26 protein-coding genes are annotated in these 26,316 nt (G+C 48.7%); 14 read left to right on the top strand and 12 right to left on the bottom strand.

Annotated elements, in window-relative coordinates:
* The first annotated feature begins 34 nt into the window (after nt 1-34).
* Nucleotides 35-895, top strand: a complete 861-nt coding sequence (locus ACO0KV_RS14455) for a cytochrome c oxidase subunit 3 (protein WP_423043251.1) — start codon at nt 35-37, stop codon at nt 893-895.
* A gap of 120 nt (nt 896-1,015) precedes the next feature.
* On the opposite strand, the gene ACO0KV_RS14450 is transcribed toward ACO0KV_RS14455, so the two are convergent.
* Complete coding sequence (locus ACO0KV_RS14450; RefSeq protein WP_423043250.1) at nt 1,016-1,216, bottom strand: twin transmembrane helix small protein; 201 nt, start codon at nt 1,214-1,216, stop codon at nt 1,016-1,018.
* 195 nt (nt 1,217-1,411) lie between these two features.
* On the opposite strand from ACO0KV_RS14450, the gene ACO0KV_RS14445 reads away from it, so the two are divergent.
* Genes ACO0KV_RS14445 through ACO0KV_RS14425 form a run of 5 tightly spaced genes read left to right on the top strand, consistent with a single transcriptional unit; the run spans nt 1,412 to nt 5,365 of the window.
* Nucleotides 1,412-2,191 (top strand): SURF1 family protein, encoded by a 780-nt coding sequence (locus tag ACO0KV_RS14445; protein ID WP_423043248.1) that lies wholly within the window; start codon nt 1,412-1,414, stop codon nt 2,189-2,191.
* Between the two features lie 55 nt (nt 2,192-2,246).
* Entirely contained in the window at nt 2,247-2,786 is a 540-nt protein-coding gene (locus ACO0KV_RS14440) for an SCO family protein (RefSeq protein WP_423043246.1), read from the top strand.
* 5 nt (nt 2,787-2,791) lie between these two features.
* On the top strand, nt 2,792-3,880 hold the full coding sequence (locus tag ACO0KV_RS14435) for a COX15/CtaA family protein (RefSeq protein ID WP_423043244.1): 1,089 nt from the start codon (nt 2,792-2,794) through the stop codon (nt 3,878-3,880).
* 1 nt (nt 3,881) lies between these two features.
* Nucleotides 3,882-4,766 carry a heme o synthase gene (gene cyoE, locus ACO0KV_RS14430; RefSeq protein WP_423043242.1) on the top strand — a complete coding sequence of 295 codons (885 nt, stop codon included), beginning with the start codon at nt 3,882-3,884 and terminating at the stop codon, nt 4,764-4,766.
* 2 nt (nt 4,767-4,768) lie between these two features.
* On the top strand, nt 4,769-5,365 hold the full coding sequence (locus tag ACO0KV_RS14425; RefSeq protein WP_423043240.1) for an SCO family protein: 597 nt from the start codon (nt 4,769-4,771) through the stop codon (nt 5,363-5,365).
* A 151-nt stretch (nt 5,366-5,516) separates the two neighbouring features.
* On the opposite strand, the gene rpoH is transcribed toward ACO0KV_RS14425, so the two are convergent.
* The 4 genes from rpoH to ftsY all read right to left on the bottom strand — a co-directional run bounded on the left by rpoH (nt 5,517) and on the right by ftsY (nt 9,504).
* Nucleotides 5,517-6,407: an RNA polymerase sigma factor RpoH gene (rpoH, locus tag ACO0KV_RS14420; protein WP_423043238.1), complete on the bottom strand. Its 891-nt coding sequence runs from the start codon at nt 6,405-6,407 to the stop codon at nt 5,517-5,519.
* Between the two features lie 347 nt (nt 6,408-6,754).
* Nucleotides 6,755-7,669, bottom strand: coding sequence for a cell division protein FtsX (locus ACO0KV_RS14415; RefSeq protein ID WP_423043236.1), 915 nt, complete (start codon nt 7,667-7,669; stop codon nt 6,755-6,757).
* A 24-nt stretch (nt 7,670-7,693) separates the two neighbouring features.
* Complete coding sequence (locus ACO0KV_RS14410; protein WP_423043234.1) at nt 7,694-8,371, bottom strand: cell division ATP-binding protein FtsE; 678 nt, start codon at nt 8,369-8,371, stop codon at nt 7,694-7,696.
* 20 nt (nt 8,372-8,391) lie between these two features.
* Complete coding sequence (ftsY, locus tag ACO0KV_RS14405; RefSeq protein WP_423043232.1) at nt 8,392-9,504, bottom strand: signal recognition particle-docking protein FtsY; 1,113 nt, start codon at nt 9,502-9,504, stop codon at nt 8,392-8,394.
* A gap of 116 nt (nt 9,505-9,620) precedes the next feature.
* Here ftsY and rsmD point away from each other — a divergent pair, with 116 nt between their 5' ends.
* The 3 genes from rsmD to ACO0KV_RS14390 all read left to right on the top strand — a co-directional run bounded on the left by rsmD (nt 9,621) and on the right by ACO0KV_RS14390 (nt 11,171).
* Entirely contained in the window at nt 9,621-10,250 is a 630-nt protein-coding gene (gene rsmD / locus ACO0KV_RS14400) for a 16S rRNA (guanine(966)-N(2))-methyltransferase RsmD (protein ID WP_423043230.1), read from the top strand.
* 85 nt (nt 10,251-10,335) lie between these two features.
* Nucleotides 10,336-10,830, top strand: a complete 495-nt coding sequence (gene coaD, locus ACO0KV_RS14395; protein ID WP_186913515.1) for a pantetheine-phosphate adenylyltransferase — start codon at nt 10,336-10,338, stop codon at nt 10,828-10,830.
* 83 nt (nt 10,831-10,913) lie between these two features.
* The gene (locus ACO0KV_RS14390) at nt 10,914-11,171 is read left to right on the top strand and encodes a YfhL family 4Fe-4S dicluster ferredoxin (protein ID WP_423043228.1); all 258 of its coding nucleotides are present in this window, start codon (nt 10,914-10,916) and stop codon (nt 11,169-11,171) included.
* A gap of 119 nt (nt 11,172-11,290) precedes the next feature.
* Here the strand turns inward: ACO0KV_RS14390 and ACO0KV_RS14385 are convergent, their stop codons facing one another.
* Nucleotides 11,291-12,430 (bottom strand): DUF484 family protein, encoded by a 1,140-nt coding sequence (locus tag ACO0KV_RS14385; protein WP_423043226.1) that lies wholly within the window; start codon nt 12,428-12,430, stop codon nt 11,291-11,293.
* Nucleotides 12,431-12,482: 52 nt separating this feature from the next.
* Nucleotides 12,483-13,331: an MOSC domain-containing protein gene (locus ACO0KV_RS14380; RefSeq protein ID WP_423043224.1), complete on the bottom strand. Its 849-nt coding sequence runs from the start codon at nt 13,329-13,331 to the stop codon at nt 12,483-12,485.
* Nucleotides 13,332-13,653: 322 nt separating this feature from the next.
* On the opposite strand from ACO0KV_RS14380, the gene ACO0KV_RS14375 reads away from it, so the two are divergent.
* A complete protein-coding gene (locus ACO0KV_RS14375; RefSeq protein WP_423043222.1) occupies nt 13,654-14,988 on the top strand; it encodes a DUF945 family protein in 1,335 nt (444 codons plus the stop codon).
* Nucleotides 14,989-15,190: 202 nt separating this feature from the next.
* Here ACO0KV_RS14375 and ychF read toward each other — a convergent pair whose 3' ends face one another.
* Both ychF and ACO0KV_RS14365 read right to left on the bottom strand, forming a co-directional pair.
* Nucleotides 15,191-16,282: a redox-regulated ATPase YchF gene (ychF, locus tag ACO0KV_RS14370; RefSeq protein WP_423043221.1), complete on the bottom strand. Its 1,092-nt coding sequence runs from the start codon at nt 16,280-16,282 to the stop codon at nt 15,191-15,193.
* A gap of 126 nt (nt 16,283-16,408) precedes the next feature.
* On the bottom strand, nt 16,409-17,773 hold the full coding sequence (locus tag ACO0KV_RS14365) for an MATE family efflux transporter (protein WP_423043220.1): 1,365 nt from the start codon (nt 17,771-17,773) through the stop codon (nt 16,409-16,411).
* A 249-nt stretch (nt 17,774-18,022) separates the two neighbouring features.
* Here ACO0KV_RS14365 and ACO0KV_RS14360 point away from each other — a divergent pair, with 249 nt between their 5' ends.
* Both ACO0KV_RS14360 and ACO0KV_RS14355 read left to right on the top strand, forming a co-directional pair.
* Complete coding sequence (locus tag ACO0KV_RS14360) at nt 18,023-18,970, top strand: SPFH domain-containing protein (protein WP_423043219.1); 948 nt, start codon at nt 18,023-18,025, stop codon at nt 18,968-18,970.
* A 7-nt stretch (nt 18,971-18,977) separates the two neighbouring features.
* Nucleotides 18,978-19,202 carry a hypothetical protein gene (locus ACO0KV_RS14355; RefSeq protein ID WP_423043218.1) on the top strand — a complete coding sequence of 75 codons (225 nt, stop codon included), beginning with the start codon at nt 18,978-18,980 and terminating at the stop codon, nt 19,200-19,202.
* Between the two features lie 27 nt (nt 19,203-19,229).
* Here ACO0KV_RS14355 and ACO0KV_RS14350 read toward each other — a convergent pair whose 3' ends face one another.
* From ACO0KV_RS14350 to uvrA, 3 genes are all read right to left on the bottom strand, one after another.
* Nucleotides 19,230-20,345, bottom strand: coding sequence for a patatin-like phospholipase family protein (locus ACO0KV_RS14350; RefSeq protein WP_423043217.1), 1,116 nt, complete (start codon nt 20,343-20,345; stop codon nt 19,230-19,232).
* Between the two features lie 87 nt (nt 20,346-20,432).
* Nucleotides 20,433-21,005 (bottom strand): aminoacyl-tRNA hydrolase, encoded by a 573-nt coding sequence (gene pth / locus ACO0KV_RS14345; RefSeq protein ID WP_423043216.1) that lies wholly within the window; start codon nt 21,003-21,005, stop codon nt 20,433-20,435.
* Between the two features lie 67 nt (nt 21,006-21,072).
* Nucleotides 21,073-23,940, bottom strand: coding sequence for an excinuclease ABC subunit UvrA (gene uvrA / locus ACO0KV_RS14340; protein ID WP_423043270.1), 2,868 nt, complete (start codon nt 23,938-23,940; stop codon nt 21,073-21,075).
* A 305-nt stretch (nt 23,941-24,245) separates the two neighbouring features.
* Here uvrA and ACO0KV_RS14335 point away from each other — a divergent pair, with 305 nt between their 5' ends.
* Together ACO0KV_RS14335 and ssb are read left to right on the top strand one after the other, a co-directional pair.
* Nucleotides 24,246-25,487 carry an MFS transporter gene (locus tag ACO0KV_RS14335; protein WP_423043215.1) on the top strand — a complete coding sequence of 414 codons (1,242 nt, stop codon included), beginning with the start codon at nt 24,246-24,248 and terminating at the stop codon, nt 25,485-25,487.
* A 125-nt stretch (nt 25,488-25,612) separates the two neighbouring features.
* Nucleotides 25,613-26,101 (top strand): single-stranded DNA-binding protein, encoded by a 489-nt coding sequence (ssb, locus tag ACO0KV_RS14330; RefSeq protein WP_423043214.1) that lies wholly within the window; start codon nt 25,613-25,615, stop codon nt 26,099-26,101.
* Nucleotides 26,102-26,316 lie beyond the last annotated feature (215 nt).

Here is a 26,316-nt window from a genome sequence, read left to right as displayed (position 1 = left end):
TAGTAAGCATATTCAATTGCATCAGGAGATGGAAATGAGTTCTTCAAACGCGAAAGCGCCATATTATTTTGTGCCAGGGCCATCTCAATGGCCAGTTCTGGCAGGGTTTTCTTTATTGCTCACCATGTTTGGTGCGTCGGCTTGGGTCAATGGCTTAGGCTGGGGACCCTATGCGAATGGTATTGGTGTTTTCCTTACATTGGTGGTGCTCTATAACTGGTTTGGCGATGCAATTGCTGAATCAGAAAGCGGTAAATACAGCGAACGTATTGATGTTTCATTTCGCTGGAGTATGAGCTGGTTTATTTTCTCTGAAGTGATGTTCTTTGGTGCGTTTTTTGGTGCGCTATTTTATGCACGCAGCATTTCTATGCCATGGCTGGCAGATCTGGATCATAAAGTGTTGTGGCCAGATTTTTCAGCACAGTGGGGTAACACAGGTCCTGCTGGGACGATCGAAGCGTTCAGAACTATGACGCCGTTCCCGATCCCGACGATCAATACGGCCTTGTTGCTGACGTCAGGCGTGACTTTGACAATCGCTCACCACGCATTACGTGAAGGTCATCGTGCAAAAACGGCATTCTGGTTGTTTGCAACGATTCTGCTTGGCGCGACGTTCATGGGATGTCAGGCGTATGAATATATTGAGGCTTATCACGATCTGAACCTGAAACTGACTTCAGGGATCTATGGATCAACGTTCTTTATGTTGACGGGTTTCCATGGATTCCACGTCACGATGGGTGCCATCATGTTGTCTGTCGTCCTGTACCGTGTAATGAAGGGACATTTCACCCCTGAAAACCATTTCGCTTTTGAGGGTGCGGCATGGTATTGGCATTTTGTCGACGTTGTCTGGTTGGGGCTGTACGTCGTCGTGTACTGGTTGTAAGTATTGATCAGCGCTGATTTGCTCTGTGAAAAGCCGCACTGCATTAGTGCGGTTTTTTTATGTGTGGTTTGCTGTTGAAACGCCGCAATATGCTGGAGTTTCAGATCACTTGCTGTTGTTTTATCTGATGCCAGTAGGCTGGATGAGACCAAAGTGATGGGCAATTAAAATGAGCAAAAATAGGCTGATTGAAAACCCGACCCGAAACGCTAGTGCTTTGACAGTTCTGTTGCTCTTGCCTTTGTCTTTCATTAAATAAACTAAGGCTGACCCCATACTGAATATAATCAGAAAAAAAGCGATGGCGACGAGAATTTTCATGCTTAAACTTTACGATGACGTCATACTAGGTTGAATGAATTTTTCGGTGACTTTTATTTTGTGAGGATTGACACAAATTCATTCCAGCGAGCTGAAGAAGAGGCCGACAATGTGGATTGTTTTTGTCACGATGTCTTGCTGGGTTTAGGTTATGTTAGCCCTACGTTTCCATTGTAATACTTTCGTCGTGCATCCATGTTTATTTCCTTTCGCTTAAAGTTTTTTCCATTTGTTGCGACTGTTGTTGTGGTCAGCATCGGTATCAGTCTTGCGCAATGGCAAACCCGTCGTGCCCTTGAAAAAGAGCAGATCGCCAACCAGATCAATATTCGGTCTCACTTACCTCCGACACACGTGGGATCTGAAAAAGCTTTATCATCTGTCTCGTCGTTTAGTAAAGTGTCGATGCGTGGCGAATATGTCGCACAATGGCCGTTGTATTTGGATAATCGTCCGATGCAGGGAAATGCTGGATTCGTCGTTTTGATGCCATTCCATCTGGAAGGAACGCAGCGCTATGTGCTTGTCGCCCGTGGCTGGCAGCCACGCAATCAGCAGGATAGAAAAGCGCTACTGCCACTGTCGACGCCTGTCGGCTCGATTGAGATTGGCGGGGTCGTGCGCGATCAGCTTGATCGTGTCATGCAATTAGGACAAGCCGATGCCTTAAAACCTGCGGCTATCGTGCAGAATGTCGATATCAGCCAATTGGCAAAGCAAAGCGGATTTGATTTTGAGCCGTCAATTGTTGAACAAACGTCTGACATCCCAGATGGACTGCTACGCCAATGGCCGATGCCTTCCGCTGGCGCTGAGAAGCATAGGGCCTATGCATTTCAATGGTATGCGTTGTCCGCTATGGCATGCCTTTTTTTTGTTGTGACAGGAATTCGTCGTGGAAAACACAAAGTATCAAACATCAACAGTATCAACGATAGCACCAACAACGCCTCCGACCATGCCGCCACGCACTGATGCCTCAAGGGGGCGTTGGAGGTTATTTCTAATCATTGCGGTCTGTGCAGCGCCCATGATTGCGTCCTACCTCTCGTATTACGTCATCAAGCCAAGTGGACGGACCAATTACGGTACGATTCTTGATCCGCGCCAGTATCCCATGCCAGAACTGCATGCGCAGTTGCTTGGCAACAGTCTTGCCTCGACAGCCGATAAGCCCTCTGGACTAGCGACATACCATGGGAAGTGGATCATGTTAACAGTGGATAGTGGTGATTGTCATGATGCCTGCCAGAAAAAATTAATTGATGTCCGCCAACTTCGTTTAACCCAAGGCAAAGAGATGGACAGGATTGAACGTGTCTGGTTGCTTACTGATGATCAACCAGTCTCTACTTCCCTACTGCGTGAGCATGATGGCATGCACGTTTTACATGCAGATTTTAAAGCGCTACAGGGTTGGTTGCCTGCGACCGGCGAGTCGAAGATCAGTGATCATATTTACCTGATCGATCCTTTAGGTAATCTGATGATGCGTTTTCCGAAGGACGCGAACCCGAATCTGATCAAAAAGGATTTGAGTAAATTATTACGAGCTTCGGCGATAGGTTAAGCATTATGTGGTTGCAACTCGCTCTGACAGGACTTTGTGTGGCGGTCATTCCGTTCTGTATCGTCTTTTTGTCCAAAGAAAAAAATAAACATCGCAAATTGATAGCGGTCTCGGTCGCGCTGACCTTTGAATTGATTATGTTTGGTGCGTTCACCCGCTTGACTGATTCTGGTCTCGGCTGCCCTGATTGGCCGGGTTGCTATGGTCAGGCGAATCCTTTGTTGTCGCACGTCCAGATCAAGGCTGCCGAGATTGCCATGCCACAAGGTCCGGTGACGATACAAAAAGCGTGGATAGAAATGGTTCACCGCTATCTGGCAATGAGTGTTGGTGTACTGATCTGTGTGCAGGTACTGCTTGCCTGGATGCGTAGAAAATCGACGATGATCTCGCCGTGGCTGTCGACCTCTACCTTGGTCTGTGTCTGTGTGCAAGGCGCATTTGGCGCCTGGACGGTGACGTTAAAGTTGCAGCCAGTTATCGTCACCACGCATTTACTCCTGGGTATGAGTCTGTTGGCGCTTCTGGCGGCCGTTCTTGAACAACATCGTCAGCCTCTACAGGTTGCACCCTTGTCTGTGCAATCTCTCAAGAGTTTGGTCTGGCCTGCGAGCCTCGCGTTAATCTTCGTCTTTGCGCAAATTGCGTTAGGTGGCTGGGTGAGCACTAACTATGCGGCGCTCGCTTGTCAGGATTATCCCTTATGTCACGGACAGATTGTGCCAACGATGGATTTTGAGCATGGCTTTACGCTCTGGCGCCAGCTGGGCATGACTGCCAGCGGTGAATACCTGCCGTTTCCTGCGCTGGTGGCGATCCATTGGGTTCACCGAAACTTTGCGTTTTTTGTGCTCATCGTGGTGAGTGTTGTCGCTTGGCGGGCGATGCGTACGCCCCACCTAGAGTCGCTTGGCAAGAAGCTCATGGCGGCAATCTTTGTACAATGCCTGATCGGCGTGTCTACAGTGTTCTTTTCATGGCCTTTATTGTTAGCAGTTTTGCACAACGGTGGTGCGGCGATGCTGGTGCTGTTGCTGACCATGTTAAACTACCGTGTTAGGCATGCCAGCCATGCAGCCAGTTCAGTGATTTAACATGACAACTTTAAGTTTGCCCTCCAATCGTCTTGCTCAATACTGGGCGTTGACCAAGCCACGCGTGACGCAATTAGCTGTCTTTTGCGCCGTCATTGGTATGTTTCTCTCGACCCCTGATTTGCCAGACTGGCGTGTCGTCGTCCCAGCGACGATCGGCATCTGGTTACTAGCTGGTGCTGCATTTGCAATCAATTGTCTGGTGGAGCGAGAAATTGATGCCCGGATGGCACGTACGGCCCGTCGCGCAACAGCACAAGGCGAGATCAGTGCCTTGCAAACGCTGGTATTTTCTGGCGTGATCGGTGGGGCAGGGATGTGGATTCTCAACACGATGGTCAATCCTCTCACTATGTGGCTCACGTTTGTGACCTTTGTTGGCTATGCGATCATTTACACCATCATCCTGAAGCCATCCACGCCGCAAAATATCGTGATTGGTGGTTTGTCAGGAGCAATGCCACCTGCGTTGGGTTGGGCGGCAGTCGCTAATGATGTGCCAATGCAGGCATGGTTGCTGGTGCTGATCATCTTTATCTGGACACCGCCGCATTTCTGGGCATTGGCGATGTATCGTCGTGATGATTACGCGCGTTCCGGTTTGCCGATGTTGCCGATCACACATGGTCCTAAAATCACTCTCTTGCATATCTGGCTGTACACGATTGCCTTGTTTGCGACAACGATGTTGCCGTTTGCTGTACACATGAGTGGTTTGATTTATCTGGTCTGCGCGGTTCTACTGGGTGGAGTTTTCTTGTGGTACGCCTGGCAAATGCTGCGTAACTACAGCGATATACTGGCTCGTAAGACCTTTACTTTTTCTATCGTCTATCTGTCTTTGTTGTTCGCAGCATTGCTGGTTGACCACTACCTGAAGTTCTGACTATGTTCAATAAAATACTCTCTCGCGGTTTGTTTGCTGCGCTAGTGGCCATATCGTTATTGCTGACCGCTTGTAATCCACCTGCAGAAAAATTTAATAACACTGACATCACCGGCATTGATTACGCCAAAGATTTTGCGTTGACAGATCACACTGGCAAAGCCCGTACACTTGCCGACTTTAAAGGTAAAGTCGTAGTGATGTTTTTTGGTTATACGCAGTGTCCGGATGTCTGCCCGACGACCATGGTGGAAATGGCGGGCGTCATGAAGCAGCTTGGAGCGCAGGCTGACAAGGTGCAGGTGATTTTCGTGACGATAGATCCTGAGCGCGATACGCAGGCTTTACTGGCGTCTTACGTACCTAATTTTGATTCTCGTTTCTTAGGGATGTATGGTGATGCGGCGGCAACTGCAAAAATCGCTAAGGACTTCAAAGTCTATTACCAGAAAGTCCCTGGTAATACACCTGACAGCTACACGATGGACCATACGGCTGGCAGCTACGTGTTTGATACAGAAGGGCATATTCGCCTCTTCTTACGGCACGGGCAGGGCATTGAGCCTGTTGTGCATGATCTGAAATTGCTTCTTAAATAAAGCTAAACAGTAATCTTTTAAAGCCAAAAATAAAAAAGCACTCGTTTAAACTGACCCCATTTAGGTGGACACCCGTCCTAACTTTTGGGGTGCAGTTTAGTTTGAGTGCTTTTTTTACTCTAGCTACCTCTAGCTAGTTTGCAGTGGCGGATTAAGCGTAGCTTGCCAGAGCACCTTTCATTTTTTTCAGTGCTGCACTTTCAATCTGGCGAATACGTTCAGCAGATACACCATATTCATCCGCGAGTTCATGCAACGTTGCGCCTGAACCATCATCATTTTTTAACCAGCGTGCTTCGATGATATGACGTGAGCGTGCATCCAGTTTAGACAACGCGCTTTCCAGACCTTCGCTTTGCAGGCGGTCATACTGACGTGTTTCCAGAACCCGTGTTGGCTCATCTGATTCTGTTTTCAGATAGGCAATCGGGGCGAATTTTTCGTCGTCATCATCCGTTGGCGCATCGAGTGCAATATCGTGACCCGACAAACGCATTTCCATCTCGATGACTTCTTCGCGTTTGACATCCAGAGTCTTCGCCAAAGCATCAATCTGCTTGGGAGACATGGTCTCTAGGCCTTCTTTATGGCTACGCAAGTTGAAAAACAGCTTACGTTGCGCTTTGGTTGTTGCAACTTTCACCAAACGCCAGTTTTTCAGGATGTATTCGTGCATTTCTGCCTTGATCCAATGCATTGCATAGGATACCAAGCGGACGCCTTGATCAGGGTCGAAACGTTTGACGGCTTTCATTAAGCCAATATTACCCTCTTGAATCAGATCGGCGTGTGGCAGACCATAACCCAGATAACCACGGGCAATCGAAACAACTAAACGCAGATGGGACATAACCAATTGCTGCGCAGCGCCCAGATCATTGTCCGCGCGTAAGCGGGTCGCCAAGCTGATTTCTTCTTCGTGGCTCAGCATTGGTAAACGGTTAACGGCTGAGATATAAGCATCAATATTTCCGAGCGTGCCACTAAAACCTAGCGCCAGCGCTGTGCTGTCTGTCGTAGGGATAAGTTGTGTCGAAGTCATTGCGATGGTTCCTCCTCGTTGCTTTCAGCTCGAATAAAAATGATCAAACTGAGCGGTATAAGCCCTTATATTAGCACTCTCTTGAGAAGAGTGCTAATAGTTGAAAGTGATGTTTAAATCTGAGAGTAGTAAGAACAAAAATTGCTTTTCAGAAAGATTGCTGATATCAACTCTTCTTGCCTTAAAAATTACAATTTGATAATTAATTGCCGTGGATAACGCAGAATTACGGCTAATTTAAGATGTGTAAGCAGGCAAAAATGTTCAAATTACTAACGTTAGAGTGCTTAAGCCGTAAAAAGTTGCATTTGTTACGTGAGTATTCGCTATTGTTCTGGTTGTTTTGTTCAACTGGCGCGGGCAAGTTGGCGCCGTACCGACAGATAAGCACCGCATAATCCGAGCAGCATACTGAACGCAAGCAGTGCGAGGCTAGGCAAGAAACCTAATGGCGTCAGCCGGAATTCTGAGGCATACAATTTGGCGAATTCAGCGATCGCCTTGTTCAGCGGTTGTAAAGATGCTGCAATCGCCCCCAATGCTAATACACCAGCCAGCAGGCCAAGTAACGCGCCGGTATAGTAGTATGGACGGTGAATGAAACTATTGGTTGCTCCTAATAAACGGGTGACCGAGATTTCTGCCTGATGTGAAATGACTTGCAGACGGGTAGCGTTAAACACCACAACAATCACGACCACGCCCAGCGTGATCGCCATAAATAACAAACCCATTTGGAAAATCTGTACCAGAGCTGCCAGACGTTTGACCCAAGCAGAGTCAACCTGAACAACATCCACATCTTGCAATGACTTTAATTGCTCAACCAGGCTGTCTAATTGAGTGGCATCGTTGTTGGAAAGCGACAAGACATAAGCATCTGGCAAGGGATTCCCACCGAGGGTCGACAGAACCTCGGCAAGACTGGAAGAGTCTTGCATCGACGCCAATGCTTTCTCTTTTGGCGTGAACGTGAGTTTGCCGCTGATGCCGTCATCTTTGAGCAGGCGTTTAATCGGAACGGATAAGGCTGTCGCGCTTTCACGCGTTGTATCAGGACTAACGAAGATACTGATTTCAGGCTCGATCGAGAGTTGTGATGAGATAGGGCGGATGTTTTCAATCAAGGTCAGTCCAGCAATCGGCAATGCGAGGGCAATGGCGACGACTAAGACATTAAACAAAAAATTGCCTGTGCCTGCGCGCAGATGGGTGAACGCACTTTTTAATGCAAACAGATGCTCACGAAACCAGATGGTCATAGAGATTTCCTTGAAAATACGTGATCAGGCGGCGATGTGACTGGCATTCCATGCATCGACAATTTGCCCGTTGCTCAGGTAAATCACACGACTCGCCTGATCCAGAAATTGTTCATCGTGACTAGAGATCAGACAGGTCACGCCCGCACTCGGGAAGGCTTTTAAGGCGCTTAACACTTTGTTGGCGTTGTCTCTGTCAAGAAAGGCCGTTGGTTCATCGGCCAGAATAATTTTAGGCCGATTCACAATTGCCCGCGCTATTGCCACGCGTTGTTGTTCGCCGCCAGATAAGGTCAGCGGCAGCGCATTGGCTTTTTCTAACAGACCGACTTTTTCCAGGGCCACACGAGCGCGAGATTCTGCCTCCTGTGGTGCGGCACCAGTGACGATCAACGGTAACATCACATTCGACAGGATGCTGCGGTCGTTGAGCAATTTTTGGTCTTGTAAAATCAGACCCAGCTTGCGACGTAGATACGGCAAGCTACCCGCCTGTAATTTGCTCATGTCCTGACCGTTGACCATCACGCGGCCGCTGGTTGGTTTTTCGATACCAGCAATCATTTTCAATAACGTCGACTTGCCCGCCCCAGAAGGTCCGGCTAAAAATATTAGCTCACCATCTGGAATGGTGAGAGAAATATTGCGTAGCGCACAGGCATCGCCGGCATACAATTTAGAGACGTTATCGAATTCGATCATGGCGGAGTAATCTACGTGCTTTAGTTAAATAAGGCGTCGACAAATTCTTGCGCATTAAATGGCTGCAAATCTTCAATTTGCTCGCCAACACCAATGAAATACACTGGAATAGGGCGATTTTTTGCGATCGCTGCGAGAACGCCACCTTTTGCAGTGCCGTCCAGCTTCGTAATGACTAGGCCGGTTAATTGCAAGGCATCGTCAAACGCACGCACTTGCGCTAAGGCATTCTGTCCCGTGTTGCCATCAATAATCAACAGTACTTCTTGTGGCGCACCTTCCATCCCTTTGGCGATAACGCGTTTGATCTTTTTCAGTTCTTCCATCAGATGCAATTGGGTCGGCAAACGGCCTGCAGTGTCGACCATAACGACGTCGGTACCCTTAGCACGTGCAGACGCCACTGCATCAAACGCGACCGCAGCCGGGTCGCCGGATTCCTGTGAAATAACGGAAATGTTATTGCGTTCACCCCAGATGGTGAGCTGTTCACGCGCCGCCGCACGGAAAGTATCGCCAGCCGCCAGCAACACGGATTGACCGTGCACTTGCATATGTTTAGCTAATTTACCGATCGTCGTTGTCTTACCCGCGCCATTCACCCCAGCAATCATCATAACCATTGGCTGGTGACGGCCTAGTTCTAAGGGCTTTTGCAGTGGGGTGAGCATCTCCAACAGCAAGATTTTGAGTGCCGCTTTCACTTGTTCTGCTTCGGTCAGTTTGTCTTCTTTGACTTTCTTTTTCAGTGCGTCAAGTAAATATAGCGTCGCTTCCACGCCTGCATCTGACGTCAGCAGCGCTGCTTCTAATTCATCGTATAACTGATCGTCGATACGTGCGCCGACAAACAACGTCGTCAAATTGGACGACGTTTTTGCCAGACCTGCTTTTAAACGACTGAGCCAGGAGCGTTTTTGTTCAACGGGTGCAGCTGCAGGCTCGTTAATAGCAGGGGTAGCAGGGACTTGCGCGTCAGCGACAGGCGTCCCGACATCAATTTTTACCTCAGTGACCGCGGTGGATACGACCTCATTAACGGCAGGGCTTATGCTCGGAGAGGCAGGCACAGCAACGCTTTGCGGCGCTGGCGCTGGCTCGTCTTTGGGTTTTCTTTTGAAAAAACTAAACATCGGGGATGATTTTGTCGGAAGATGGATGGCTGTCTATAGCCCACCCAAGTATTATAGAATGCTGCCATTCTAACAGACCGCGCCCGGTAATTCGATTTACCAGTGTCAAGCAAACAATGAAACCCAAGACTAAAAAGCCAATATCTCCACAACGTGCCGCCCATCAGGTGCGGATTATCGGTGGACAGTGGAAGCGCAGCCTGCTGAGTGTGATCGACGCTGAAGGATTACGGCCAACACCAGACCGTGTCAGAGAAACCACATTTAATTGGCTCAATCACCTGGTTGACGCCCATTGGGCACCGATGACCTGCCTTGATCTGTTCGCTGGTAGCGGCGCACTGGGTTTTGAAGCTGCCAGTCGTGGTGCTGCGCAGGTCGTTATGGTGGAGTCGCATACCCCTGCTTTCAAGCAACTGGAGCAAGTAAAGGCTAAACTGCAAGCAAATCAGTGTCAGTTAATTCGCGGCGATGCAGGGAAAGTCGTCGCCCATGCCGCAGCACAGGGGCAACGATTTGACGTAATTTTCCTTGATCCACCGTTTGAACAAGGGTGGTTAGAGAAATTATTGCCTGCTTGCAAGGAAATTATTCATCCGAAATCCTGTGTTTATGTCGAATCCGAGTTTGCACTTGACCCTGAGAGCCCCGATGAAAACATGCAGGCGTTGCTCAGTGGTTGGCGGTTGATACGTGCTGATAAAGCGGGAAGTGTGTATTTTCATATTTTGCAATGCAACATCTGAGCACGTAAACCGCACGAAAATCAGGCATAATGGCAGATCAAATTGGTGCATATCATTATGCAATTAGCGAAAATAGGGAGTGAAGATGGTCACAGCCGTATATCCGGGAACATTTGATCCGCTGACACGCGGTCACGAAGATCTGGTACGTCGCGCCTCAGGCTTGTTTGATACGCTGGTGGTGGGTGTTGCTGATAGCAAAAGCAAAAAGCCATTTTTCTCACTGGAAGAACGTCTGAGTATCGCCAACGAGGTCTTGGGACACTATCCAAACGTGCGGGTCGAGAGTTTTTCTGGTCTGCTGAAAGATTTTGTGCGGAAAAACGACGCACGGGTGATCGTGCGTGGGTTGCGTGCTGTTTCTGATTTTGAGTATGAATTCCAGATGGCAGGGATGAACCGTTATTTGTTGCCAGACGTAGAGACCTTGTTTTTGACGCCGTCAGATCAATACCAGTTTATTTCTGGCACGATTGTGCGTGAAATTGCCATGTTTGGTGGCGACGTGTCTAAGTTTGTATTTCCGTCGGTCGACCGTTGGCTTAAGCAAAAAGTGGCCGCTGCCAACGAAAATAAATAAGCGCTGCGTTCTGTCGCAGTCGCATAAAAACTCAGATCCGGCTGGCCGCCTGGTCTGAGGCGTAGAAAGAGAAGTGAGTAAGTATGGCTTTAATGATTACCGACGATTGCATTAACTGCGACGTGTGCGAGCCCGAATGCCCGAATGATGCTATTTTCATGGGCCCAGAAATTTATGAAATCGATCCGAATAAGTGCACCGAATGTGTAGGTCACTACGACGAACCGCAGTGCAAACAAGTTTGTCCGGTTAACTGCATCCCGTTCAATCCTGAGTGGCGCGAATCGAATGCGCAATTACAGGCAAAATACGAGCGCTTGCAAGCAGAGCACGCAAAGTAAATTTTACGATCTGAATTCGTCGTTGCACTGACGGCGATCATGTTGTCGTCTTCTATCGTTGTATTACTGGTTTTGATCGCCGCAATTACAAAGCGATGGATAAATATCTGGATGGATGTTTATTCGCAGCGGACCATGTTGCGTCCTGATCGTTTGGCATCGTACAAAGCGCGGTCTGCGCGGCAAATCATTTCTTTAGCCACGATCGCCTCATCACCGCGATTTAATTTTTCCGATACCGTCGTGAGACCAATCGAAATAGTACAGTTGCAGTGACCCGCTTCAGAGAGTGCAAACATTTTTTCTGCAATGCTGCGGCGGATACGCTCTGCGACTAGCATTGCGTCTTGCAGGTTTGCATTGATCAGCAGCACCACAAATTCTTCACCACCAAAACGTCCCAACGTGTCGCTCAGACGCAATTCAGCTTTGATACGACGTGCAACCTCACACAACACATCATCGCCGCCCTGATGCCCATACTGATCATTAATTTTCTTAAAAAAATCAATATCGAGATACATACAGGCGATACCATAACCCTGACGACGGGCACGACCGATTTCTTCCAACGTGCGTTGTTCGACGTAGCGGCGGTTGCTGACGTTGGTCAGCGGATCAGTTAAACCGATATAGGTGAGACGTTCATTGTTAATGACGTTTTCAAGGCAGATCGCAATGATCGAACCAAGCCGCTCAATAAAGTCAGTTGCCATCGTTGGCAAAAAACGATCAATCGAGTAGCTGCCAAGATTCAGATAGCCGATCAGACGTCCCTGCCGTATCAGCGGAATCAAGGCCACACTCGCAGGCTTTTTGCTGTAGCTACGAAAAAATTGTTCATACAGATGACGCTGGTAGGGACCTAGCACGGGTTTTGTTGTGCTGATACTGGGTGTTTGTAACTCGCGCTCCGATCGCACAAACAGCATATGTGGAAACTCACGCAAATTGATGCGTAAATCGTGCAACATCTGTTGCAATTCCTGTCGTGGATCAAGAAGAATCAGATTAACGACATCGAGCTCAGAGGTCGTAGCGAGCGAGCTGAATACACTGGTAATTAACTCACGAAAATGACTTGCACCAATGATCTGCAGCTCAAACTTTTGGTGCCGTTCCATAATATTTTGATTGCGATGAGCATGTTCCAGAATCTCCTCCAGCCGTGCGCGCAATAGGCGGTTTTCCATGCGTAACTCATCCTGCACTGATAATTGCGAAGGATGTGAAGCTGAAAAGGGGACAGTACCGGTCATCAATTTCTCTCAAATTGCACAGGTGCAGACATGCAAGCTAATCTATGTGGTATCAAAAGGCAATAGCTATCTCGACCTCGTCTCCGACAGCAATTGTTGCGCCAATGCCACTTTCAAGAATGACGTTCATACCGAAAGTAATTTCACCATCGACGAGGGGATTCGAACGATAGGCTTGCAAAATATCGACAGGATTTTCCCCTGCAATACCAGTCTCCTGATCAACAGCAGGCATAGGACAGCGCGGGCAAGGTTTGACTGGGCGTAATTGTATCCGATTACGAATCGCAAAGCTTTCTGCATAATCTTCTTCAAAGGCGTCAACGCCATCAAACACAATATTGGGTCGGAAGCGGTTCATCGGAACCGGAGCTCGTCCTTGGTTGACTGACCTCTGATTGAGATCATCGAGAGATGCCTGAGAGATGACGAGGAGTGGATAACCGTCAGAAAAACGTGTCGGTGCCATTGTCGTACCGGTCCATTTGGTATTGGCAAAGCGTTGCGCCTGCGCTGAGAAACGTACTAGTCTGCAAGACGTTCCAAGGCATTGACTGAACCATGCTGCTGCGTGGTCTCCACAATCGTCGGCATTTAACGCATACTCCCAGATCACCACTGGCAGCTTGTTGGCCGTGCTATCGTAATGTAGTGGCAAATAGAGTGACGCCATGTCCGGCGCATCCACTTGTAAATGTTGCGCGCCGATCATGCAACGGATTCGTGCCATCTGCGGATATTCGCGCTGGCTGATAAATTGTCCATGGAGATCGACCAGCATCCACTCTCTGTCGTTAACCAGCCCCAAACGCAATCCAGCTTCAGTTATCGTCGCCTCGGTAACGGCAATACCAGCACAAGATTTAATGGGATAGAGCGTCAGCTCGGTAATACGTGGCATGCCAGGTCCTGTCAAGATCTGTTGTTGTCATTCGGATAGTGGTCGCTATTTTAATGCAAACGACAACAGACGCAGAGATAGTTTACGGCATTCGCGATTTGTAACAACAAGAAGAAATAAGAGTCTGTGACGTTCAATACTACATCGGCACCAAGATCACGCGTGATATGACAAATAGTTACTCTACTAAGGCTGAAAATCAATGCGCGTTTGTATTGAAGTTATTTTTGATCTGGTACAGTACATTAACTTATGAAATATATATATTGACAACAATATTTCAGATTAGAATATCTGGCTGACGTTGAACCTGACAAATTATATGAAAAAATCCATTCTGTTTATCGCCGTTTGCGCCACGTTGATCGTCAATCTGCCTGTAGACGCGATGCCGCAAACGACAGCAGCACCAGCAGTAGCACTAGAACCCGTACCCGCAGCAAAAGCAGCACCAGCATCTGAGCAACAAACAGGTACCCCAGCGACTGTGCCTAATCAAGCAGAAATACACAATCTCATCAAAAGAATGCCGATATGGCGCGTTTATGAGCCAGTCACAAAAGAAATGTTGATGCCCTATGTGCTCAAGCCAGTGACCAAGGCTGGCCTGAACCGGTTGGTGGATTTTCAGTTTTCCGATGCGACCCAAGCCAATTTTAAAGAAATGTTTGGCAACGCGACTCCTTTGCATATCAATTTACAAGACAACGCTGCTGGTGGCGTTGACATGATGTTTTTATTGCAGGCCTTGGATTATAAAGACGCGCAATCGGATAACCAGAGCCGTTGGGAACCGTTGATCGGTCGGGTACGTTACAGCAAGGATCTGAAGCATTTCAATACTGTCGCTGATTGGCCTTATTTCAGTCAGCGTTTTGGAGACAATGCCGGCTTCGAATTAAAGCAAGTGCATATTGTGCAGGACTCGACTTACAATCAGCATCATCTGGCGATAGGAAAAGGACAATTCGTCATTTCTGAACTCAGTTTTTTTGTTGGTCATCCTGATAAAGGTGTGAAAGCACATCACGTTGAGTTGACTTCCGATATATCACAGGTAGGTACGAAGTTGACGATGGCGGTGACAACAAGCATCGGCGAAATGCAGGTTGCTGATCAGACTGTTGGTCCTATTCATTTTGATTACAGTTTGCTGAACTTGAATGAAGCTGCTGCAGCCGACTTCATGAAGTCGGCTGTTGAACTGAGTAAGAATCAGCCAACGATGGAAAAGCAATTGGCAGACTCGCATAAATTATTCAGTACAAAATTATTACCAGTGATTTCTCCAACGTCCAGATTTGAAATCAAAGATCTGTCCGTCGTCTATCAGTCACTCAAAGCGTCACTGAAAGGTGCGGTGTGGCTCGACAACGCGAAGAAATCTGATATGACTAGCGTTAGTCTGCTGCAGAAAAAAATTGCTGCGCATGTTGAGTTGACCATGCCAAAAGCACTGGCACTCAAAATCACCAAACTGGTCAGTGCGATAAAACCTGGTCCCAATGCAGAACAACAAACCAACGCTGGTTTGCAAGCGCTGATTGCTGCTGACATGATCAAAGAAGAGCAAGATCAGTTAAGTGTCGTCTTCGATTACACGAACGGCGTCAAAAAAGTGAATGGTCACGATATTAATGACAAGCCAAAAAAATAATATCAGTCATTTTGCGTACAGAAATACTGAACGATCCTGGTGATGCGGTTGAGTTGAGTAAGCAAATGATGACGTAAAAAAGCCGCGATGGAGTTTTCTCATATCGCGGCTTTTTTTATAGTGCAGGGTTTAGTCTGCTGACAGAGCAACAAAATCAATGATGTGATCAACCGAATTGATGCCCTGAATTGATCCCAGATATTTAAACGTTAAACAAGAAGTTCAATACGTCGCCATCTTTAACGACATACTCTTTACCTTCAGCGCGCATTTTGCCCGCTTCTTTAGCACCTGCTTCACCTTTGAATGCGATGTAATCTTCAAATGCGATGGTTTGTGCACGGATGAATCCACGCTCAAAATCCGTGTGGATGACACCAGCCGCTTGCGGTGCAGTATCACCGACGTGGATGGTCCAAGCGCGCACTTCTTTGACGCCTGCTGTGAAGTAGGTTTGCAGACCCAGCAATTTGAAGGCAGCGCGGATCAGACGGTCGAGGCCTGGTTCTTCCATGCCCATATCGGTCAGGAAGTCGGTCTTATCAGCATCATCCAGATCAGCGATTTCAGACTCAATGGCGGCGCAGATCGCAACGATAGGTGCGTTTTGTGCAGCAGCAAACGCGGTCAACTGGTCAAGCAATGGGTTATTGGTAAAGCCAGAGTCAGAGACGTTCGCAACGTACATGGCTGGTTTGGCAGTGATCAGGCACAGAGGCTTGATCAATGCCATTTCTTCTGCGTCCAGACCTAATGCGCGGACTGGCTTGGCATCGTTCAGTGCTGGCATGATACGTTCTAAGAGCGCAACCAACTTTGCTGCATCTTTGTCACCGGAACGTGCTTTTTTGTTTTCGCGATGGATCGCTTTTTCAACGCTGCCCATATCTGCCAGCGCTAATTCAGTCTGGATGACTTCGATATCATCGAGTGGGCTGACTTTACCAGCAACGTGGATCACGTTGTCATCTTCAAAGCAGCGAACCACGTTGACGATCGCATCTGTCTCACGGATGTGTGCAAGGAACTGATTGCCAAGACCTTCGCCTTTGGAAGCGCCTGCGACTAGACCAGCGATATCCACAAATTCTACGATGGCGTTCTGAATACGTTCTGGTTTGACAATGTCAGACAGCTGCTTTAAGCGTGGATCAGGTACTTCAACGATACCGACGTTCGGTTCGATCGTGCAAAAGGGATAATTTTCTGCCGGAATGCCCGCTTTTGTCAGTGCATTAAATAAAGTAGATTTGCCGACGTTAGGCAGGCCGACGATGCCGCATTTGAGACTCATAATATATCCTTGTACGCCTTAGTGCGCACGATAAATATGCCTGTCAGGTGAGTCAGAGAGGCACCAGGCAGGCAAAAAATAGCCGATTAAATTCAATTAACCCGCTATTTTACCGGAATTAGCACCTCATCTGACTCGCCTACTGCTGATTCGCTGCAAATAAGCCAGTAGTAAGCCGCCCGCGACGGTCAGACCAAGCACTAGACCGATCCAAAATCCTTCTGCCGCCATTGGTGTTGCCGGATGCCATGGCATCCACGCTGGCGCCAAACCAAGCAAGCAGCCAATAGGCAAAGCGAAACCATAAAACGCCATTAAATGGATCAGCATTGGCGTGCGGGTCACTTTATAGCCACGGATAGCGCAGGCGGTTGTGACCTGTGCGGCGTCGGATAACTGAAAAATGGCGGCGAACAGTAATAAATGAGCGGTCATTTTCTGGACTTCGGGGTCAGTGGTGTACGCTGCCGCAATGACGTCACGGAACACCGTAATAAAACTGGCAGAGATGATCGCAAACGCGAGCCCGATACCAACCCCGACCCAGGACACAAAACGCGCCCGCAGGGTATCGCCCTCGCCGAGCGCCTGTCCAACGCGGGTGGTGAGGGCAATGCCTATACTCAGCGGCACCATAAACACCAACGATGAAAAATTCAGCGCAATCTGATTGGCCGAGACGGGGATAACACCAAAGCGGGCGACGAGCAGACCGACCGCACCAAACGCCGACACCTCCGCAAAATAGGTAACGCCGATTGGCAGGCCAAGTTTTAGCATCGAACGGATTTCATACCACACCGGACCTTCAGTACGGGTAAATGGGTACGTTGTGCGATAGACGTCGGCATGGCGCATCCAGAGCAGCATCGCCGCTAGCATCAGCCACAACCCTAAGCCTGTCGCGACGGCGCAACCAGTCGCACCCAGTTGCGGCATGCCTAAATGACCATAAATAAAAATCCAGTTGATGATGATATTAAAGCCAAGGCCGCCCAGCGCAATCATCATGACTGGCTTAGTTTCGTTCAAACTGGTGGTATAGCCATACAACGCTCGGTATATCGCGAATGCTGGCAAGCCTACACTGATTACATGCACAAATTGCGATGCCTTTTGATTGACGACCGGATCAATATGCAGATGATTAAAAATCAGCGTTGCTGTATTGAGAATGAGGCAGGCAATCAGACCGACACCACCGCCCATCCACACCGCTTGTCGCATGGTATGGGGCACTTTATCGAGGTTATTGGCGCCGACTTCATGCGCAATCACTGCATTGACCGCCATCATCGTGCCCATGACGGTGACCAAAATGATCGACCACAGTGAGGCGCCTATTGAGACGGCCGCCAATTCTTCGGCGCTCAGATGGCCGGTCATTGCCACATCGGAGACGCCCATGCCAACCGTCGCAAGTTGGCCAATTAAAACGGGCCAAGCGATTTGCCATAGAGCGGCGGCTTCGGTGCGGATACGGTTTTTCATAAGAAATAATTATTTTTTCAGAATAGCGCGCTAGCTTAACCTATCGCTCTATTAAAAGGGGACGATGTCCGTGATAGCCCTTATTGGTTGGAACGCATGTCAGCAACCGAAGTGAAGCTGATCTTGATTTACCCGAATTTTATCCTAAAGTGATATCACTGTGATTTCATCGTGAGATCGTTTAAGTCGGTAAAACAGCCTGCTAGTTGAAGAATAAAAACCAGAATTTCAATTCTTATTGGAGTAACCATGAGTACCGTGAATAAAGTTTCTGAACAAACCGCACACAGAGCGAGCAATCAACGCGTGCTGCTGAGAGAGCGTAACCTGATCTCCTGGAATGGTTATGTCATGTTCTTTATCGCATTGGCGTTGCTGGGCGGAGCCGTGTATCTCTTTGTGCAGCTATCTCAGCAAACCGAAGAGCCGCGTATGTCGGCGGTAGTTTTACGGGTTGTAATGATTGTGGCGGGGCTCTTTATTTTAAAAGGCTTTTACATGCTGCAGCCCAATGAGGCCGCCTTATTAACCTTGTTTGGTGGTTATCAAGGTACTGATCGCAGCGAAGGGCTGCGCTGGGTGAACCCGTTTTATGGCAATCGCAAAATCAGCTTACGTGCGCGCACCATGAACACCGCACCGTTGAAAGTGAACGACAAGCGCGGTAACCCAATTGAAATCGGCGCGGCGATCGTATGGCGCGTGCAGGATACGGCATTGGCGGTTTATAACGTCGATGATTACGACCGTTTTGTGAATGTACAGGCAGAAGCTGCTATCCGCCACTTGGCGGCGCAATACGCCTACGATGATGGCGAAGATCTGGCTGAGCACGAGACAACATTACGGGCAGGTGTCGACATTGTTGCTGGCGCTTTACGCGCTGAGTTACATCTACGCTTTGCCGCGGCGGGTGTGGAAGTGGAAGATGCTAAATTAACGCATCTCGCTTACGCCGCTGAAATCGCCCAAGTGATGCTGCGCCGTCAGCAAGCCGAAGCGATTATCAGCGCCCGCAAAAAAATCGTGCACGGTGCCGTGACAATGGTTGAGGCTGCTTTGCAGAGTTTATCGGAGCGTAAAATTGTCGAACTCGATGATGAGCGTAAAGCAGCGATGGTCAGTAATTTATTGGTGGTGTTGTGCTCCGATAAAGAGACACAGCCTGTTGTGAATACAGGTACCCTTTATAACTAAAGCCACGGTGAGCGAAATAAATATGGCCAGCCCGGGTAAAAAATCATTTCCTTTACGTATCGATCCTGCCTTGTGGGCAGAGATTGAACGGCTGGCTGCGCAAGAATTGCGCAGTGCTAATGCGCAGGTTGAATACATGTTGCGACAAGCGCTGATCCAACGTGGTCGCAATGTACCACCCGTGCCACCCGTACAAACCGGACCGGAAACGTCAGAATCTTCCGATGAGTAACCCTGCCTCAACGCGACCGCAACATCATCAGTAGAAAAGCTGTACTTTTTGCAGATCCGGTTTGTCGATAAAGGTAATCAGCTCGTCGCGCAGACGGGCGCTTTCGGCGATCGCGGTTTGCCATGCCTGAATGCGTTCTTGGTGATTGGTGCCGTAATAAAAAAAGTCTTTACGGTCAGGTAGCTTACCGCGTGGCAGTGTTTTTAGAAAATCTTTTGATGGCGACACCATGATCACATTGTCTAGCCAGCTACGATGCTGACCTGCATGGGCGCGACGCCACGGCAAGGACTTATCAAGCCAGCCGGGAATAATGTGATCTGTAAAATGCGGATATAAAACTAACTCACTCTTGGTATTGGTATTGGTATTTTTCTCATTCAGGCGCGAATACGGTAGCGCCAGATGATAATCAATGATGCCACCATCCCAGTAAGTACCCGGTGGCGCATGTGGAATATTTCTGACCGGTTCCATGATCAACGGTAAGGTGCCCGAAGCTAATAATGCGGGCGTCAGATTGTCTTCACCTAATGCACAGAACTGGGTATCAAAGAGATCGAATTTATCTTTTAACCAGACTAAGGGATCTCGAGTATCACCGATCACAACACGGTCCAGATGCTTCGCCAGTCGGGAACGTGAAGCCAGATTTGCAAAGGTCGCCGCTACAAAGCCCAACTTGGCTTTGGTTTCTGAACTGGGAACATTGAGCATGCCACGACCGCGGTTTGTCATCAAATGCAAACGATGCAGCGGTTGATGGACGATTTCTTTTTCGTAGCCACCAATAAATGCCTTGAGCAGACCCTGGATTTCGGTGGTGACGTAGTTGGCGCTGGGTTTTTCTGGATAACTTTGTTCGCAATACAAATCGCCCAAACGCTGAAATGCTGCTACCGGGTCAGCACAACTGGCCGCCGCCATTCGCCACGATCCAATCGATGCACCGATCAGGCTGCGCTCACGCGGCGCCGACGGTAGCCACTCCCCAAACAGCCATTGGTCAATCGCCTGCAAGATCAGACCTTTCGGACCGCCTGCCGCAGCGGGTATGACAGCGACATCCTGCGCGCGTAAGCCATGCTGTTGTAGGTGAGCATAGGCGGTTTTTCCAACGTGAATCTGTAGTGCTGAAGGCATAGATAGAAATTTAATCAGCGAAAATAAAAATCAGAGCAAAGAAAAAACAACGCAAAAGCTACTCTTGCGTTGTTCTTGCGTAGTGCATCATTTGGCGGTGTGTAATTGCATCATGGCTTCCGGAAACTTACCTTCAGTGAGCAACGGTAAAATATCCATACTTTTGGCAATTGCCTCATCGATCAAGGGTTGCTCTTCTTTGCGCGGACGATGCAATACAAAATCTGCGACCCCTTGTTGCAGATTCAGCGTCCGTGGATGACCAATGCCGATCCGTAGACGCCAGTAATCCTGCGTGCCCAAGGCGGCGGTAATATCTTTCAAGCCGTTATGCCCACCAGAGGAACCGCCTTTTTTGAGTTTGGCGATGCCCGGCATGATATCGAGTTCATCATGCACTACCAGAACTTCATCAGGATTGATTTTATAAAAGCGGCAGAGTGCACCCACCGATTGGCCGGAGCGATTCATATACGTCTGCGGCTCCAGTAGCCAGACTTCGCTACCGCCGATGCGAGTTTTACCCACAAGGGCATTAAAATTTTTATCGCGTTGCAAACTGACTGGAAACTGATCCACCAGCCAAAATCCCGCGTTGTGGCGGGTTTGCTCATATTCTGGGCCGGGATTACCGAGCCCTACTATCAAACGAATAGACATGTTGATTTAACTAATTAACGCAGGATGTCTGCACAACCGCGCATCCATCCCATTGCTTGAATAAAGCTTAGTGCTGATGCTTTTTTAAAAGAGGCAACAGATATTTACCTGTTACGCTGTCGCTATTTGCCGCAACTTGTTCTGGTGTTCCGGTGGCAATAATCAAGCCCCCACCAGCACCGCCTTCAGGCCCGAGATCAATGAGCCAGTCCGCGGTTTTGATCACGTCCAGATTATGTTCAATGATCACCAGCGTATTACCTTGGTCACGCAAGCGATGGATTACCTTGAGCAACAGGGCAATATCATGGAAATGCAGACCCGTGGTCGGCTCGTCCAGAATATACAACGTGCGGCCGGTATCACGCTTCGATAATTCGAGCGATAACTTCACGCGTTGCGCCTCACCACCAGAGAGTGTGGTCGCACTCTGACCCAGACGGATGTAACCCAGACCCACATCAAGCAAGGTGTGTAATTTACGGGCGATGATTGGCACCGGTTTAAAGAATTCATGTGCATCTTCGACCGTCATTTCGAGGATCTGATGAATGTTTTTCCCTTTATACTGTACTTCCAGTGTTTCACGGTTATAGCGTTTGCCATGGCAGACGTCACAAGGCACGTACACGTCCGGCAGGAAGTGCATCTCAACCTTAATCACACCATCACCCTGACACGCTTCGCAGCGACCACCTTTAACGTTAAACGAGAAACGTCCGGCACTGTAGCCACGTTCTTTTGCCATCGGCACCGTCGCAAATAAATCCCGGATTGGTGTGAACAGTCCCGTATAGGTGGCTGGGTTAGAACGTGGTGTACGACCGATTGGTGCCTGATCGACAGAGATGACTTTATCAAAATGCTCTAGACCACTGACATGATCAAATGTGGCTGGCTCTGTTTGTGAACCGTACAAGTGACGTGCTGCGACATGGTACAGCGTGTCATTGACGAGCGTTGATTTACCAGAGCCAGAAACACCCGTCACACACGTCAGCAGACCAACGGGTAAATGCATCGTCACGTTTTTGAGGTTATTGCCACGCGCACCCGCGATCACGAGTTGCTTCTCGGGATTGCTGACGGTCCGCTGTTGCGGCACGGCGATTTCCAGCGCGCCGCTCAGGTATTGCGCCGTCAGAGAGCGCTCGCTTTTCATGATATCGGTAAGTGTTCCCTGTGCAATGATTTCACCGCCGTGCACACCTGCGCCCAAACCCATATCAACAACATAGTCCGCACAGCGGATCGCATCCTCATCATGTTCAACCACCAGCACGCTATTGCCGATGTCACGCAAATGTTTGAGCGTATCAATCAGACGGTCATTATCACGCTGATGCAGACCGATGGAAGGTTCATCCAACACATACATCACGCCCGTCAGACCAGAGCCAATTTGTGATGCCAAACGAATCCGCTGCGCCTCACCGCCTGACAATGTGTCTGCGCTACGGTCCAGGGACAGATAATCCAAACCAACATTATTTAAGAACGTTAGGCGGGACGCAATTTCTTTGACAATACGATCAGCGATGTCGCGTTTTGCGCCATGTAATGTCAGGTGTTCAAAGAAATGTAGCGTTTCACGTAGCGGCATGGCGCTGATATCGTAAATTGCTTTTTCTTGTTTGCCTGTACCGACCTTCACATAACGCGCTTCGATACGCAGACGCGCACCATCGCAGGACGGGCATTGTTTTTCATTAATAAATTTTGCCAACTCTTCTTTGACCGCCATCGAATCCGTCTCGCGGTAGCGGCGCTGTAAATTATTCACCACGCCTTCAAAGGTGTGTTCTTTGACGACCGCGCGGCCTTTTTCATTGATATACGTAAATGGAATCAACTGCTTACCGGAGCCGAACAAAATGATTTGTTGCGCGGATTCTGGTAATTGTTCAAACGGCGTATCGATATCAAAGTCAAAAAAGGCGGCCAGATTCGACAACATCTGGAAATAGAACTGATTACGACGATCCCAGCCTTTGACCGCACCACTGGCGAGCGACAGGTTAGGGAACGCGACGATCCGCTTAGGATCAAAGAATTCAATGTGTCCCAGACCGTCACATTCCGGACAGGCGCCCATAGGATTGTTGAACGAGAACAAGCGTGGCTCTAATTCTTGCAGCGAATAGCCGCACGTCGGGCAGGCAAACTTATTAGAAAACAGTTGTTCGTGTTTGCTATCCATGTCGACGATCAGCGCACGGCCATTGGCGATACGCAGGCAGGTTTCAAACGACTCTGCCAGACGTTGCTTGATGTCTTCTCTTACTTTGACACGATCAACCACGACATCAATCGTGTGTTTTTCGGTTTTCTTTAATTTTGGCAGGTCGTCGACTTCATAGATCTTGGCGTCGTGGGTACCACTCTGTACACGGAAGCGGATAAAACCTTGTGCCTGCATTTGTTCAAACAAATCGACGTGTTCACCTTTGCGATTCGCAACCACAGGTGCAAGGATCATTAGTTTGGTGTCTTCCGGCATTGCCAGCACGGCATCCACCATCTGCGAGACAGATTGCGCTGCTAACGGGTTTTCGGGATGATCTGGGCAATAGGGGGTACCAACGCGGGCATAGAGCAAACGCAGATAGTCATGAATTTCTGTGACGGTACCGACCGTCGAGCGCGGGTTGTGCGAGGTGGCTTTTTGCTCGATAGAAATCGCTGGCGACAAACCTTCAATCAAATCGACGTCCGGTTTTTCCATTAACTGCAAAAATTGTCGCGCATAAGCAGACAGTGATTCCACGTAGCGCCGCTGGCCTTCCGCATACAAGGTATCAAACGCCAGTGATGACTTACCCGAGCCGGATAAACCCGTAATCACGACCAGTTTATTGCGCGGCAAGTCAAGATTGATGTTTTTCAGGTTATGAGTTCGCGCACCTCTGATCCTAATCAACTCGCGTTTTTGCATGAGTGCGATATCATCTGCACCAAACTCAATTTCAGCTGGTTTGTTTGCTGGCGTGGCTTTTACGGCTTTTGGTCGTGTTGTCATATTATTTTGAACTGAGTTTTGTACTGCGTTTTTGAACTGAGTTTTAACCGAGTATTGACTGAGTGGCTACTCTATATTACGTGAGTATAAAGTGAGCTTGATCTCAGTCTGATCCGAATGTTGGCAGGGGCAATCAACCTGCTACTATAACGGTTTTTTGAAAATTACCGCAGACTCCTCTGTGCTTTCATCAAATTACCTTGCACAACCAGGTTTTAAATATGACTTTGGCAACAAATTACACGAATGCCTCCGATGTTCAGGACGAAAAAACCGGCATGAGCCGTGCCGAAATTCGTTCCAGTGCTTCGCTAGCGGCGATCTTTGCTTTGCGCATGCTGGGATTATTCATTTTATCGCCAGTTTTTGCTATTTATGCAAGAAGACTCAGTGGTGGGGATAATCCGCTATTAGTCGGCATGGCGCTCGGTATGTTCAGTCTGGTTCAGGCATTTTTTCAAATCCCACTTGGCATGGCCTCGGATCGTCTCGGACGCAAACCCGTCATCATTGCAGGTATGGTGATGTTTGTCATTGGTGCTTTGATTTGTGCCGAGTCCAGCAGCCTACTTGGCATCATGCTTGGACGCGGCATTCAGGGTCTTGGTGCCATCTCCGCAGCAATTACCGCGTTAATTGCCGACAGTACCCGCGAAGAACACCGCACCAAAGCCATGGCGATGGTCGGTGGCTCGATCGGTATCACTTTTGCACTGGCAATGGTGATTGCGCCCGTGCTCTTTGAAACCGTCGGGATGCCTGCAATGTTTGTGATGATGGCCGTAGCAGGGGTAGTGGCCATCGCGGTCCTGCTATGGGTAACTCCCGATGCGCCGCCGTTGCCGGTTGAACGGGTCCCATTCGCTACTGTATTAACCAACCGTGAATTAATGCGCCTCAACTTTGGTGTTTATGTGTTGCACTTCGCACAAATGGCCATGTTTGTTGTTGTGCCAGCAGCCTTAGTGCGCGTCGCCGAGATTCCATTGGCAAGTCATTGGAAAGTGTATTTGCCCGTCATGCTGGTGTCGTTTGTTGCAATGTTGCCCGCAATTATTGTTGGCGAAAAGTACGCAAAAATGAAACAAGTGTTTCTGATTGCAATTGCAACCTTACTATTAGTGCAAATTGGTTTTTGGCAATTATTAGAGCATCCGGTGGCGCTCATTGCCTTGTTATTTGGTTTCTTTATTGCGTTCAATACCCTCGAAGCCAGCCAACCATCGCTGGTTTCCAGAATCGCGCCACCGGCCGCCAAAGGTGCAGCGCTGGGCGTCTATAACACTTTACAGGCCCTTGGCATTGCCTCTGGTGCCGCTGCCGGCGGCTTGATGAGCAAGATGGCAAGTGGTCCCGCCATCTTCGGTTTGTGTTCTGGATTAACACTTATCTGGCTTATAATCGCGTACAACATGCCGGAAATACCCCGTCGCTCTGCTCGCCAGACGGTGCAAGAGGTCTAAAACCGCACATTACCATAGCGCCGCCCCAAAATAATTCCCGCACCACAAGGTTCGCAGGGACCATTTTGCTTCGGATGGCTATGACCACTATTAATTGGAAATAATCAGGAAAACAGGAGAAAACCATGGCATCCGTCAATAAAGTTATTATCGTTGGCAATTTGGGCCGCGATCCGGAAACACGCTATATGCCAAGTGGTGACGCAATGACCAGCATCACAGTCGCAACAACAGATAGCTGGAAAGACAAATCAACCGGCGAGAAAAAAGAACAAACCGAATGGCACCGCATCACGTTCTTCGGCAAATTGGCTGAAATCGCTGGGCAGTACCTGAAAAAAGGTTCACAAGTTTACGTCGAAGGCAGCCTGCGTACCCGTAAATACACCGACAAAGACGGCGTCGAAAAATACGCGACTGACATCAAAGCTGACAGCATGCAAATGCTAGGCGGCCGTCCAGGTATGGGTGGCGGCGCACCAATGGACGACAGCGGCTACGGCGGCGCACCGGCCCCTGCACCACGCCAAGCGGCTCCAGCACCACGCCAACAAGCCCCAGCTTCCCGTCCTGCGCCGAACTTCTCCGATATGGACGATGATATTCCGTTCTGAGACCCAGTAGAGCTGATTCTGTAAACTATGTCCTGTAAGTCTATGATTTACAGGACATTTTTCTTATTTACATTTTTTTGATCATTGTTTGATTTTTGCATTACCTAGTAAGCTGAAATGTAAACAAGAAAAGACGTAGTTGTATTATGCGTTTTTCAAAAAATGTATATTTCCAGAAGTAGATAGCCGTTGGCGATTTTTTTTTTCGTATTCAA

The organism is Undibacterium sp. RuRC25W (assembly GCF_049339825.1).
In the GTDB taxonomy this organism is placed as follows: domain Bacteria; phylum Pseudomonadota; class Gammaproteobacteria; order Burkholderiales; family Burkholderiaceae_D; genus Undibacterium.
The sequence above is the reverse complement of the archived record's forward strand: the minus strand, read 5'-3'. Positions and strand labels throughout refer to the sequence as shown.